Source organism: Bradyrhizobium sp. LTSPM299 (genome assembly GCF_000938235.1).
Lineage (GTDB): Bacteria > Pseudomonadota > Alphaproteobacteria > Rhizobiales > Xanthobacteraceae > Bradyrhizobium.
The window spans coordinates 50,305-63,715 of sequence record NZ_JYMU01000023.1 but is presented as its reverse complement, the minus strand read 5'-3'; the positions used below and the strand labels follow the sequence as shown (position 1 = coordinate 63,715).

General features: G+C 61.9%; 11 protein-coding genes. 7 read left to right on the top strand and 4 right to left on the bottom strand.

What is annotated here, in order from left to right:
* Positions 1 to 41 precede the first annotated feature (41 nt).
* A complete protein-coding gene (locus tag UP10_RS14565) occupies positions 42 to 1,214 on the bottom strand; it encodes an isovaleryl-CoA dehydrogenase (RefSeq protein WP_044588022.1) in 1,173 nt (390 codons plus the stop codon).
* Positions 1,215 to 1,409: 195 nt separating this feature from the next.
* Between UP10_RS14565 and UP10_RS14560 the strand changes: the two genes are divergently transcribed.
* Both UP10_RS14560 and UP10_RS14555 read left to right on the top strand, forming a co-directional pair.
* A complete protein-coding gene (locus UP10_RS14560) occupies positions 1,410 to 2,069 on the top strand; it encodes a TetR/AcrR family transcriptional regulator (protein WP_044588021.1) in 660 nt (219 codons plus the stop codon).
* Positions 2,066 to 2,563 (top strand): Lrp/AsnC family transcriptional regulator, encoded by a 498-nt coding sequence (locus tag UP10_RS14555; protein ID WP_044588020.1) that lies wholly within the window; start codon positions 2,066 to 2,068, stop codon positions 2,561 to 2,563. The genes UP10_RS14560 and UP10_RS14555 overlap by 4 nt, the downstream gene beginning before the upstream one ends.
* Before the next feature lie 29 nt (positions 2,564 to 2,592).
* Here UP10_RS14555 and UP10_RS14550 read toward each other — a convergent pair whose 3' ends face one another.
* Positions 2,593 to 2,898 carry an ETC complex I subunit gene (locus UP10_RS14550; RefSeq protein WP_044588019.1) on the bottom strand — a complete coding sequence of 102 codons (306 nt, stop codon included), beginning with the start codon at positions 2,896 to 2,898 and terminating at the stop codon, positions 2,593 to 2,595.
* A 223-nt stretch (positions 2,899 to 3,121) separates the two neighbouring features.
* Between UP10_RS14550 and UP10_RS14545 the strand changes: the two genes are divergently transcribed.
* Positions 3,122 to 4,294 (top strand): OpgC domain-containing protein, encoded by a 1,173-nt coding sequence (locus tag UP10_RS14545; protein ID WP_044588018.1) that lies wholly within the window; start codon positions 3,122 to 3,124, stop codon positions 4,292 to 4,294.
* Between the two features lie 39 nt (positions 4,295 to 4,333).
* Here the strand turns inward: UP10_RS14545 and UP10_RS14540 are convergent, their stop codons facing one another.
* Positions 4,334 to 5,224, bottom strand: coding sequence for a VOC family protein (locus UP10_RS14540; protein ID WP_044588017.1), 891 nt, complete (start codon positions 5,222 to 5,224; stop codon positions 4,334 to 4,336).
* A gap of 888 nt (positions 5,225 to 6,112) precedes the next feature.
* On the opposite strand from UP10_RS14540, the gene UP10_RS14535 reads away from it, so the two are divergent.
* Both UP10_RS14535 and UP10_RS14530 read left to right on the top strand, forming a co-directional pair.
* Positions 6,113 to 8,365 (top strand): TOMM precursor leader peptide-binding protein, encoded by a 2,253-nt coding sequence (locus UP10_RS14535; RefSeq protein WP_156179954.1) that lies wholly within the window; start codon positions 6,113 to 6,115, stop codon positions 8,363 to 8,365.
* Positions 8,366 to 8,377: 12 nt separating this feature from the next.
* Positions 8,378 to 9,829, top strand: coding sequence for a SagB/ThcOx family dehydrogenase (locus UP10_RS14530; RefSeq protein ID WP_044588015.1), 1,452 nt, complete (start codon positions 8,378 to 8,380; stop codon positions 9,827 to 9,829).
* A gap of 446 nt (positions 9,830 to 10,275) precedes the next feature.
* Here UP10_RS14530 and UP10_RS14525 read toward each other — a convergent pair whose 3' ends face one another.
* Entirely contained in the window at positions 10,276 to 11,052 is a 777-nt protein-coding gene (locus UP10_RS14525; RefSeq protein ID WP_044588257.1) for a cyclase family protein, read from the bottom strand.
* A 630-nt stretch (positions 11,053 to 11,682) separates the two neighbouring features.
* On the opposite strand from UP10_RS14525, the gene UP10_RS14520 reads away from it, so the two are divergent.
* Together UP10_RS14520 and UP10_RS14515 are read left to right on the top strand one after the other, a co-directional pair.
* Positions 11,683 to 12,990, top strand: a complete 1,308-nt coding sequence (locus UP10_RS14520) for a tyrosine-type recombinase/integrase (RefSeq protein ID WP_044588014.1) — start codon at positions 11,683 to 11,685, stop codon at positions 12,988 to 12,990.
* Position 12,991: 1 nt separating this feature from the next.
* Positions 12,992 to 13,351: a hypothetical protein gene (locus UP10_RS14515; RefSeq protein ID WP_044588013.1), complete on the top strand. Its 360-nt coding sequence runs from the start codon at positions 12,992 to 12,994 to the stop codon at positions 13,349 to 13,351.
* The last annotated feature ends 60 nt before the right edge of the window (positions 13,352 to 13,411 follow it).

The following is a 13,411-nucleotide window of genomic DNA, read 5'->3' as shown; positions in this document are numbered from 1 at the left end:
GATACCGACAAGGACTTGTGGAAAAGATTATCGCGCGAATCCTACGCCGTCTTTGCAAACAGCTCGCGGCCGATCAGCATGCGGCGGATTTCGCTGGTGCCGGCGCCGATCTCGTAGAGTTTTGCGTCGCGCAACAGGCGGCCGGTGGGATAGTCGTTGATGTAGCCATTGCCGCCGAGCAATTGCATTGCATCCAGCGCGCATTGGGTGGCCTTCTCGGCAGCGTAGAGAATGGCGCCGGCCGCATCCTCGCGCGTGGTCTCGCCGCGGTCGCAGGCTTTCGCCACCGCATACACATAGGCGCGCGAGGCGTTCATCGTGGTGTACATGTCGGCGAGCTTGCCCTGCACCAATTGGAACGTACCGATCGGCTCGCCGAATTGTTTGCGCTCGTGGACGTAGGGCAGCACGACGTCCATGCAGGCCTGCATGATGCCGATCGGACCGGCTGCCAGCACCGCGCGCTCATAGTCGAGCCCGCTCATCAACACGTTGACGCCGCGGCCAACCTCGGAGAGCACGTTCTCCTCGGGCACCTCGCAATCCTCGAACACCAATTCGCAGGTGTCGGAGCCGCGCATGCCGAGCTTGTCGAGCTTCTGCGCGGTGGAAAAACCCTTCATGCCCTTTTCGATGATGAAGGCGGTGATGCCGCGCGGGCCGGCGTTCGGATCGGTCTTGGCATAGACCACCAGCGTCTCGGCGACCGGGCCGTTGGTGATCCACATCTTGTTGCCGTTGAGCACAAAGCGGTCGCCCTTCTTCTCGGCGCGGGTCTTCATCGAGACCACGTCGGAGCCGGCCGACGGTTCCGACATCGCCAGCGCCCCGACATGCTCGCCCGAGATCAGTTTTGGCAGATATTTCCGCTTTTGCGCCTCGCTGCCGTTGCGCCGGATCTGGTTGACGCAGAGGTTGGAATGCGCGCCGTAGGCCAGCCCGACCGAGGCCGAGGCCCGCGAAATCTCCTCGACCGCGATGCAATGCTCGAGATAGCCGAGGCCCGAGCCGCCATATTCCTCCTCGACCGTGATGCCGTGCAGACCGAGTGCGCCGATCTTCGGCCAGAGGTCGCGCGGGAATTGATTGCTGCGATCGATCTCGGCGGCGCGCGGTGCGATCTCGTTGCTCGAGAAATCATGCACCGTCTCGCGGATCGCATCCGCGGTTTCGCCGAGGTCGAAATTGAATATTGCCGCCTGGTTCGAGGCCATGATCCCTCCCTGTGAGATTCATTCCGCAATTAAACGATCATACGTTTTTTTATTTCTTTCGCAAGCGGCTCTGCTATAGTTCGTGCGTGAGTTCCGCAGCGCGTTGAATCTGCTTGGATTTTGTGCAACAAACATACGGTCGTTCGCTTGTTTCTGCACGTCTCTGGCAAGCCAACACCCATCCCGAGGCCCTCGATGGCACGCACGATCGGCTCACACGGCCCCACGACGCTGGAGGCGATCCGCAAGGCCGGCGTGCGCCTGATCTTCGAGCAAGGCTATGAGGCGATGAGCCTGCGCCAGCTCGCCGCCGAGGTCGGCATCCAGGCCGGCTCGCTCTACAACCATATCTCAACCAAGCAGGAATTGCTGTTCGACCTGGTGCAGGACCATATTAACGATTTGCTGCGGCAGCTTGATCTCGCTTTGGAGGGAAAGACCGATCCGGTCGAGAGGCTGCGCAGCTTCGTCGCCTTCCACGTCACCTACCACATGACCCGCAAGCGCGAGGTCTTCATCGCCAATTCCGAGCTGCGCAGCCTGGAGCCGAAGAACTACGACGTGGTGGTGACGCTGCGCGGCGCCTACGAGCAGCGGTTGGCGCAGATCCTCGCGGACGGGGTGTCCGAAGGCGCCTTCGAGGTGGTCGACATCCAGGTCGCAACCTTTGCCATCATCGCGCTGTTGACCGGGCTGTGCACCTGGTACCGACCCGGCGGCCGGCTGACCAAGGAGGCGATCGTCGCAGCCCACGAGAAGCTGGTGCTGTCGGGGGTGGCGCCGCAGGCGGTGCTCGGCGAGACAGGCAAGGGCGGCAGCCGTCAACGCAGCATCCTGGCCGGTGAGCAGCCGTGACGGAGCGTCACCAGCTCGACGACATCGACCTCAAGATCCTGTCCGAGCTGCAGCAGGACGGCCGGATGAGGATCAACGAACTCGCCGCCCGTGTCGGCATCACCGCCCCACCCTGCCTTCGCCGTGTCAGAACCTTGCGCAGCCTTGGCGTGATCCAGGCGATCCGCGCCACAATCGACGAACGGCTGCTCGGCTATGAGGTAACGACCTTCGTCCTGATTCAGCTCGACAGCCAGAATCTGGCCGCGATCGAGGCATTCGAGGGCGCGGTCGCAACCGTGCCGCGTTTCCTGCAATGCTGGCGGATTTCCGGGGATGCCGACTTCATGCTCAAATGCGTCGCGCCTGATGTCGACGACATGCGCCGGCAGCTGCTGCAATTCGCAGGCCTGCCCAATGTGCGTAAAATCAGAAGCTTTCCGGTGCTCGGCGTCTCCAAGGACGCCCCGCTGCCGATTCCCGGCAGCCTGGCAGTACCAAACCCGGCGGCCTGATTCCTGGCCCCCTCAACGGGTCCAACGCTTTAATGGGTCCAGGGCTCCCAGCGGCGGAACGCGAAATTGTCGGCATAGGCGATCTGGCGATGCGCCGAATCCTTCGGCTCGATCACCTGGTAGGCGATGCCCTTGCGCTCGCAATAGGCGACCGCCTCCTCCCTGGTCTCGAAGTGAAGCGTGAGCTGCTGCTTCATGTCGCCCGACGACGTCCAGCCCATCAGCGGCTCCACGGTGCGCGGCTGCTCCGGCTCGTAATCCAGTTGCCATTCTTTGGTCTTGGCACGTCCCGATTGCATCGCGTTTTTGGCGGGCTTAAAAATGCGTGCGGTCATGGATGGTCGGGCCCCGTGGGAGGTGCAAGATTGAAGCGGTTGGAGGAAACCGCCGGGACAGTATAGAGACACCGTTCAGAACTTGATCGGTGATTCCCTGCCCTCGGAAGCTACCTTCACCGGACCGGTATAGTCATTCTGCTAAGCTGTGACAATCTGGGCTTCGGGATCGTTCTGCCCCACGCGGCGAGGCCGAAGCATCACCTCGAAGAAGCGGGACCCCATGGAAATTCACGCTCACCTGCCCGAAAAAGGACGTGACCTCCGGCTCGACCTGTTCCGCGGGATCGCGAACTGGGCGATCTATCTCGATCACATCCCCGACAATATCGTGAACTGGATCACGACCCGGAATTACGGCTTCAGCGACGCCGCCGACCTCTTCGTCTTCATCTCCGGCTACACGGCGTCGTTTGTCTATGCCCGCATGATGATGGAGCGCGGCTTCATCGTCGGCGCCACGCGGCTGACCAAGCGCGTCTGGCAGCTCTACGTCGCCCACATCATCCTGTTCGTGATCTACATCGCCTCGATCAGCTACCTCGCGCTGCGCTTCGGCGATTCCGAGATGATCAACGAGTTCAACGTCGCCGGCCTCGTCGACAATGCGACCGAGACGCTGCGGCAGGGACTTTTCCTGAAGTTCAAGCCGGTCAATCTCGACGTGCTGCCGCTCTACATCGTGCTGATGGGCCTGTTTCCGCCGGTGCTGTGGATCATGCTCCGGCAGCCGAACTGGACCATGCTGGCCTCGATCGCGCTGTGGCTGGTCGCGCGGCAGATGGGCTGGAATCTGGCGGCCTATCCGGCGGGGACCTGGTACTTCAATCCATACTGCTGGCAGGTGCTGTTCGTATTCGGATCATGGTGCGCGATGGGCGGTGCGCGCGACAACATGCACATCATCAATTCGCGCTACACGCTCTGGTTCTGCATCGCCTATATGATCTTCGCACTGATCATGACGATGGCAGGGCGCTTCCCGGACAGCCTTGGCGCCATGTTCCCGCATTGGCTCTATTCGGAGTTCAACCCGAACGACAAGACCAACCTTGCGCCCTATCGGTTCCTGCACTTCGTGGTCATCACCGTGCTGGTGATCCGCTTCGTCCCGAAGGACTGGTCGGCGCTGGAGTGGAAGGTGTTTGATCCGGTCATCGTCTGCGGCCAGCAGTCGCTCGCAGTGTTCTGCGTCGGCGTGTTCCTGTCCTTCGTCGGGCATTTCGAGCTGTCGATGAGCTCGGGCTCGCTGTTCGCCCAGATCTTCGTCAGCGTCTCCGGCATCGCGATCATGACGATCGTGGCCTACTACATCTCCTGGTCGAAGCGGCAGGACAAGCCGGTGAAACCACCGGCAGCAGCCAAACCGCCCGCGGCGCCAGCCAAAGCGGCCTAACTAACTGCTGCCTGACCGAAGGCCGGCTGACGATCTGCCTCACTTGCCCGGCGGCCGGCCCTTGCCGGCCGGTCGGTCGTTGCGCCACCTGCCCTGCGACGAGATCCCGCCCCAGGAGCTGGTCCAGCTATATTCGGCGGCTGGTGCCTTCGCTATGCTGTCCTGACTTCGCGCTCCCTGCAGAGCAAATGCAGCGCCCTGAGGGTCGAGGCAACGGACGATCCAGCTGCCGTCGGGCAACTCCAGCGGGCCCGCATAGACCCGTCCGCCGCCGGTCTTCACCCGCACTATGGCGGCGTCGATGTCATCGACGTTGAAGTAATAGAGCCAGAACGGGATCGGTTCGAGCGGCCGCTTGTTGAAGATACCGCCGGCAGTCAGCCCGCCAGCCGAGAACAACTGATAGGGCTCGTCGGCAGCCAAATCGGACTGAGCTTGCTGCCAGCCGAAAACCTCGCTGTAGAACCCGAAGGCCTTGCGCCAGTCGGCGGCCAGCAATTCATGCCAGCAGACACCCCAGGGCGCATCGAGGTCAGCGACCATCGACGGAGCGACCTTCAAACCGCCTACCAATCCAAACGTCGCGCGTTGCGGATCGGCGACGATCGAGACGCGGCCGATATTGGTGTTGGTCGGCGGCACATAGACGGCGCCACCAAGCTTTTGAATCCGGCCAACGGTCGCGTCGATATCGCCGACGCCGACATAGCCGATCCATCTCGGCATCGCTCCCTGCCGCCTGCCTTCTTCCGGCAGCTCCATCAGGCCGGTTCGCGGGCTCCCGCCTGACATGAACAAATTGTAAGAAAGCCCGGGCGTAGAAATGTCCTTCGCTTCCCAGCTCAGCACACTGCCGTAGAAGGTGCTCGCGCCCGCCACATCAGTGGTCAGCAGTTCGTACCAGGCGAAGCTCGCGCCATCACCCTCCATGCCGATTCCTCGCTTCGTCCTCAGGGTAATCGCAGTGCAGCATGGGCGTTTCGCGCAGCTTGAAATTGTCGATGAAGGGCCCGTCACAGCACCGGCTGCTGATCTCGTTCATCAAGATGAACCGCAGCATGAACAAGAGCATGAACGCTCGATGAACAGCATGAATGCATCACGAAACGTCGTGCGACAGCATAGCGAGTCTTGCATGGTCAGATTGTCGAGCGTACAAATACGCAGGGTGGACTCGAGACTACAGTTTTATCAGGAATGGAGGATGCGACTATGCCACGGGTGAAGCAAGCCCCCAAGCGGAAGCGTGTGACCAAGGCCGCCATGCCCGCGTTGGGTGCGGCCGGATTGACTCTCTCACTGGTGGGAAGTGCGTCCGCATCGGCTGTGCCGGCGGCGGACCTGCCGCAGACTTCGCACTACGTGCCGACCCAAGCCATCACACTCGGCGAAGAAGAAATCGCCGACGTCAGCCTGGCAACGTTCCACCTGTTCGACAAGGAGAACGTTGGAGCTGGCGTTCAGGTCGCGTGGCGCGGCTGCGGCGGTTGCCGCGGTTGCCGTGGCTGCCGCGGTTGTCGTGGTTGCCGATGCGGCGGTGGTTGCGGTGGTGGCTGCTGCCTGTCGTGGGGCGCCTGCCGCGTCTGCTAAGCCAGACAGCATCGCGTTGACCAACATCAATCGTCATGGCCGGGTTCGACGCAGGTCGACCCGGCCATTTCATGTTGCCGCCATTTCATGTTGCCGCCCTTTCATGGTGTCGCCCTTTCATGGTGTCATGCGCCGTTGCGCGCCGCGGTCGGGCAACAGCGCGGGCGTTGAGATCACCGCCTTGCGCCGTTCGAAGAGTCGGCCCGCAAGCTGTACAGGAACGCTTCTTTGCCCAGAAAATCCACTCCGCAGGCCAACAAGGACGTTTTGCAGTTCGCACCGAATTTCACGGCCTACGTACTGCCTCCCGATGTCGTCTGCCTCTATTCGGAAGACCGCAAATTCTTTCTTCACGGTGAGCTCTACTGCGCGCTTGCTTCGGCAATCGGCACAAAGGGAAGCAGTGTCGCCAAGCTTGTCGGCGACCTCGGAAGAAAATTTCCGCCTGACACCGTCAATGAAGCCATCAAGCGGCTGCTCGATCGCCGCTATTTGATCTCGAAACCGCCGGCTCCGAACAACGTCGTCGCCGGGTTTTGGGAGAGTCTCGGCCTGCCCACCGCGGTCGCCGAGCAAAACCTTCAGAACTGCCGCGTGAAGCTTGAAACGATCGACGTCAAGGGCGCGGCCGAATTGAGCACGGCCCTGCAGTATCTCGGCGTCCGCATCGTCAAGACATCGCCCGACCTCACGGTCACGCTGGTCAATGATTATCTCGATCGGCGGCTGACGGAGCGCAATCTTGAGCGCGTGTCCAGCAAGTCTGCCTGGCTGCTGGTTCAGCCTTCCGGCGTGTTTCCTTTGGTCGGCCCCGTCTTCGACCCGGGCGAGACCGCGTGCTGGACCTGTCTGTTCGATCGGATGATCCGCAACCGCGAGGTCAGGGGATTCCTTGATCGCGGCGACGCCAAGGCCGTGGCGGTGTCTCCCCTAGCGCAGCACACGGTCGGGCAGAGCGCCATCCAGTTTGCGGCGGTCGAGATCGCCAAAGCGATCGCCAGCGGCTTCCGCACCGATCTGCGCAATCACATTGTGAGCCTCGATCTGTTGGGCTCGACCATCGCCAGGCACTACGTGGCGCATCGCCCGCAATGTCCGACCTGCGGCAGCAAGAAACTGCAAAACCCGCGACGCGCACCGCAACCGCTTGAACTCGGACCAGGCGCCAAGCTCGTCATGACCAGCGGCGGCTATCGCGCCGTGTCGTCACGCGCCACGGTGGCGAAGTTCAAGAAGCATGTCAGCCCGCTCACCGGCGTGGTAACGCGGCTGGAGCGGATCGAAGTCGATCTGCCGATGAACACCAATTTCTACGCCCAGCATAATTTCTCCGCGCCGGCGCAGAGCGTCGACCAGCTCCGCTCAGGGCTAAGCGGCGGCAGCTTCGGCAAGGGCAGCACCGCCGAGCAAGGCGAAGCCAGCGCATTGATGGAAGCGATCGAGCGCTATTCGGGAATCTTTCAAGGCGACGAAATCCGGGCTCGAAAACGTTTCACCGATTTTCCGGCAGGTGATGCGATCCGCCCGAACGACATCCTGCTGTTCAGCGAAGAGCAGTTCCGCACCCGCAGCGTGCACAATCACGACGATTCGCATCCCACCCAACCGGCGCCGGAACCGTTCGATCCGTCGGAACGGATCGAGTGGACCCCGGTCTGGTCGCTGCGCGACAAACGCTTCCGCCAGATCCCGACCAGCTTGCTGTATTTTTTCTACGAGGGCCCGGCAGGCTTCGCCGCCGATTCCAACGGCTGCGCGGCCGGCAACACCCGCGAGGAGGCGATCACACAAGGCTTCCTTGAACTGATGGAGCGCGATGCCTACGCAATCTGGTGGTACAACCGATCGCGGCGGGCGGAAGTCGATCTCAACCAGTTCGATGATTCCTATGTTAGTGATCTCAAGTCCCAGCTCGAGGAATCCGGCCGCAAGCTGTGGGTGCTCGACATCACCAGCGATCTCGCCATCCCGACCTATGTCGCGATTGTGCATTGGATGCAGAACGGACAGGAAAATATCGAGTTCGGCTCCGGTTCGCACTTCGACCCACGCATCGCCTTGTTGCGGTCGTTGACGGAGTTGAACCAGTTCCTGTCGATCGGACTGATGGGCGGCGGCACGGGCGAAAAGCCGAGCCTCGACGGCATCAATCCGCTGCGATTGGAAGACTATCCGTTCCTGATTCCGGATCCCAATCCGATCGTTCCGCCCGCCCCCGCGGCCAAGGTGGCGCTCGACAATGCGCGCGCGCAGGCCGATGCCTGTGTCGAGATCGCGGCGCGCGCCGGGATGGACTTTCTGGTGCTGGATCAGACCCGGCCGGACGTCGAGGTTCCGGTGGTTCGCGTCATCGTTCCCGGCATGCGGCATTTCTATCGCCGCTTCGGGCCGGGACGGCTCTATGATGTGCCCGTCAAGCTTGGATTGCGCGATCGGCCGTCGCTGGAAAGCGAACTGACGCCGTTCCTGCCGCATAGTTGAGGTCGCTCCGGCATGCGCGCGTCCGCGAAAAAAAAATCGCAAAGCGCCGCGCCGCCGGCTCTCTTCGCTCAGCTCAATGCGCAAGTCGCGCTCGATGCGCAGGCCGACGGGAGCATAGCCGCGCATTTCGACGGCTATACGGAGCCGCTGGGGACGTTCAGCGCCGCGGCAGCGGAACGCGCACAGGAATTGCGGGTAGGCCTGACTCTCCCCTCGCCTGAAGGTGATGCGGTCGAGCGAGATGTCGAGCGCCTGATCCGGCAATTGGCGCGCCGCGGTCTCGTGGAATACCACCTGCGGCGCGCGGACACCGACGATGATTTGGTGGTGATCGAACCGCAGATCCCGGATTACTGGCCACGTACGCCAAAACTTGGCGACGCGACGACGATTGCACTGTCACGCTTCGCCTATCTGCGGCGGCGCGGCGCCGAGATGATCCTGGAATCACCACGCGCCGGCGCCGTATTCAGGATCTGCGATCCCCGAATTGCGCCCCTGCTCACGATCCTCGCCACGCCACAGACGGTCAGCCGCATCAGGCGTCGCGACGACTACCCGGGACCGGCATTGCTCGCGCTGCTGCTGGATTGCCAGATCCTGATCGCGGTCGACACCGCAAAGCCCGATGCCCTCCGGCAGGCGGAGGGCGATGACGGCCTTGTGCTGTGGGATTTTCACGATTTGCTGTTCCATGCCCGCAGCACGGAAGGCCGGCAGGCCAATCCGCTGGGCGGCCTCTATCCGCACACCGGCCTGATCGCACCGCTGCCGGCGGTCCGGCCCGCCTGGCCCGGCAAGACCATCAAGCTGCAGGAGTCCGGGGTTACCGCCTCGCCGTTCGAAAGACTGCTGCACGAACGGCATTCCGCGCGCGATTTCGATGACCAGAAGCCAATCACGCTGGCTGAGCTTTCGACGCTGCTCGACAGCGTCGCGCGCATCAGGTCGAAATGGAGCAGCCAGCTTGAATTCACCGACGACGGCCCTGACATCGAATACACCGGCCGGCCCTATCCTGGGGCGGGCAGCGCCTACGAGCTCGAGCTCTATCTGGCGGTTGCGAATTGCGACGGCCTGGCGCGGGGGTTCTATCACTATGACGCCGATGCGCACGCGCTCGCAGCCATCGACGTCCACTCGCACCACTTCGAGTCCATGTTGCAAAGCGCCGTCTTTGCCATGGACGCGACATCGCCGCCGCAGATCCTGATCACGATCGCGGCGCGCTTTGGCCGGGTTTCCTGGAAGTACAGCGCGATAGCCTACGCGCTGATCCTGAAGGATGTCGGCGTCCTGACCCAGACGCTGTACATGATGGCAACCGATCTCGGTCTCGGCGGCTGTGCGATCGGCACCACCAATATCGATCTGTTCGCCAAGATGACCGGGCTCGACTTTCACGTCGAGGGGCCGGTCGGTCAGTTTGCGCTCGGGCGCGGCCTCGAACCACCAGCTTCCTGATCGCCCCTCGCTTTCCATCATCGGACAAGAAAGAGCCCCGGGCGACGCCGGGGCTCAAGTCCACGGGAGAGAACTGCGAAACCATCAGGTCGTGTCGTGACGAGCTACCGTGCTCAGTCATCGAACCGCTCGCGACCACGACGTGTATTAGGGCACATTTACCTGCGTCAGGCTGTAGCCTCGCAGCAACAATCAGCGGGATTGATCGGATCACCCGTGTTCCCCCCAGCGCTATCGCATGTGGCATTCGCGGCTTCTGCAACTGAGCGCACTGCCAAAATATCGAAAACAACCCCATGCAAAGTAGCCGGCCGCTGCCGGCGCTCGACACGACTACTTGACATGTCGGGCAACTCAGCGGTATTATTCCATTATTCCGAAATCACGCAAGCACTCCTCGCCCCGGACTATCGTCTATGGCGTTTGCGGACTTCTGCAGGGAACGGTTAGCCGTCAACGATCGCGACCGCCCTCGTCCACCCGGCCGACGCGCGCTCGATCTTCACCGGGAAGCACGACACCATGAAGCCAGTCGATGGCAGCTGCTCCAGATTGTGCAGCTTCTCGATGTGGCAGTAGCCAATGTGCCGCCCGGCCTTGTGACCTTCCCAGATCAGACTGGCGTCCTTGGTCTCGGCATATTTCTTCGCGGTGTAGACGAACGGCGCGTCCCAGCTCCAGCCGTCGATGCCGGTGAGCCGCACGCCGCGCTCGAGCAGATACATCGTGGCCTCGTAGCCTATGCCGCAGCCTGAGGTGACGTAATCGGGCCTGCCATATTTGGCGCCGGCGCTGGTGTTGACGACGACGATCTCGAGCGGCGACAGCGTGTGGCCGATGCGTTTCAGCTCGGCCTCGACATCGTCAGCGGTCGCCACGTAGCCATCAGGCAGATGCCGGAAGTCGAGCTTCACGCCCGGTTGAAAGCACCAGTCCAGCGGCACCTCATCGATGGTCCAGGACCGCTCGCCGCGGTTCATCGTGGGATGGAAGTGCCAGGGCGCATCGAGATGCGTGCCGTTGTGGGTCGAGAGCGACACCATCTCCATCGCCCAACCCTGCCCGTCGGGCAGTTCCTCGGCCTTCAGCCCCTCGAAGAACTGCAGCATGCGCGGCAGGCCCTGCTGGTGATCGCTGTAATGGATAGTCGGGTGAAGACCGGGCGGATCGGCCGGCACGTCATTCTGCAGGGGAACCGAGATATCGATCAGTTTGCGCGCCACGGTGTTTCCTCGCTGATTTTTGTTTTGGGCAGCGCTACCCTGCCAGCCCGCGTGCTCGATCGGCAAGCGGCATCCATTTGTGCATTGAGGAGAGCCCCCCGTGCTGCGGCAAGCGGCTGAGAAAACTTGCTTTCCCTTGAACCTTTTCAGCTCAAGGCGCGACCAACACAGACTGGGGATTTAAGGGCCCAGTAATTCGCGCAGCGCCGTCTGGATGATCATATTCCGTTCAGGCAGCGCTGTTGCATTTTAAGATACAATCTCTAGTTTAGAGCGAAGCCGGCAGCGCTGGCCCTTAAATCCCGATTTCTGCCGACTGAAAACCCCGCGCCGCCCGCGGGGTTTTCCTTATGGGCGTGCCGCAGCCGCGCACGCGGCCGGTCTTTAGCGTCCGCGGCAGGTTCCAAAGGATTGCAAAGGGAAAGGGTTGGTCGGGGCAGCTGGATTCGAACCAACGACCTGCAGTACCCAAAGCAGCGGCCGCGGTGGACAAGTCGGACACCCGCGGCCAGCCTAACCAAATTTCCCTTGCAAATGCCCGTTTTTGCTCAGATACCTGCAGTCATATCGGCCAACCGCGGCCACCGAGTGACAGCCTGCATCTTCCCATGATCTTCCCAGGGGGCAGAAATGAAGCTATCGGCGAAAACCCTCCACCTCGCGAAACTCGACCCCGGCGTCGCCGACAAGATATTCTTTGACGACGACTTGCCCGGCTTCGGCCTTCGTGTCCGTGCCGGCGGCTCGAGGAGTTGGGTTTTCCAGTATGCGCTCGACGAGAAGCAGCGCCGCATGTCGCTGGGCCCTGCAACCGCGGAAAGCTTCAAGACCACGAAGAGCAAGGAGGACGGCAAGCCCAGTCTCGGCATCCGCGATCGCGTGATGCAACTGGTCCTCGACGTCAAAGCCGGCAAGGATCCTCAGGGCGAAAAGGTGGAGGTCAGAGCAAGGGCAGCCGATACCTTCGAGGTGGTGGCTGCTGACTTCCTCAAGGCGAAGAAGGCGGACATCCGCCCCGGCACTTATGACGAGACCGAGCGGCACATCCTCAAGCACGCGCGCACCCTCAATCGTCTACAGGTCGGCAAGATCAAGCGCCGTGACGTGGCCTCCTTGCTCAGCGCCATCAAGACCAACAGCGGCCCGGTGGCGGCCAATCGGGTCCGGTCAACCCTTTCCGATCTTTTTTCCTGGTCGATGGGCGAAGGAATTGCCGAGACCAACCCGGTGATCGGCACGAACAGATCGGAGGAGACCAGCCGGGAGCGCGTCCTAAAGGACATCGAGCTGCGCACGATTTGGCAACTGGCCGGCGACGATGATCACGGCGCCATCCTCAAGCTGATGATGCTGACCGGCCAGCGGGCCGACGAGATCGCCAACCTATCCCGCGCCGAGGTGGTGAGGATGACCGTTCCGAAAAAGCGGAGCGATGACGGCGGCGCAGAGCTTCCCGCTTTCGAGATCGACGCGATCGACCTTCCGCCGGAGCGCACCAAGAACAAGCGACCGCACATCATCCCGCTATCTCCCCTCGCCCTTTCTCTCATTAACAAGCGACCTCTCCGCGTGAACGATGACGGCTCACCGCGCGAGTATCTATTCGGCATCGGACAGCGCGGCTTTTCAGGATGGTCTCGATGCAAGGAGCGGCTCGACGCACGCATAGAGAAAGAACTCGGCCGGCCGCTTGAGCATTGGCGCCCGCACGACTTGCGCAGGACGTTGTCCACTAAGATGAATGACGAGCTCGACGTCCTGCCCCACGTCGTCGAGGCTGTCCTCAACCACGTATCCAGCCTGCAGAGTGGCAAGAAGGGCGTCGGCGGCGTCTACAACAAGGCGCTGTATCTCCGCGAGCGGGTCGTTGCGCTCAATCGGTGGGCCGAACACCTTCAGCGCATCGTGAGCGATGAATCGCTTAAAGCGGTGGCCTGACATGGCGGAAGAACCGATCAGCTTCGACGACCACATTCAAAGGCAGTTGGACCCAGATACCTGGGCACGCAACAAGGCCTCCTTCCTGTTTCAGGAGATTTCGGAGGTCCTGGGCACCGACGCCACAAGGCGGGTTTTCGCAATGTGGGGGACGCCACCCTCGCCGAGCAAAATGCGGCGCCTTGCGAATGAAAGCATTCTCCTGCGCCTGCGCATGATGCGCCCCAAGGCGAACCTCAATCAGCTGGCGCGCGAGATCGCGCATGAGAAATACCGTAATCCGACGCCCGAGGAGATCGCGAACGTGATCCGGCATATCCGGCTCCTCAAGGCGAAAAGGAAGCCCAAGCGCAGGGGGTGAGATTTCGCATCCTGAAATGTCACGTGACATTTCGCCCGACGACTTAACATCTGATCACGG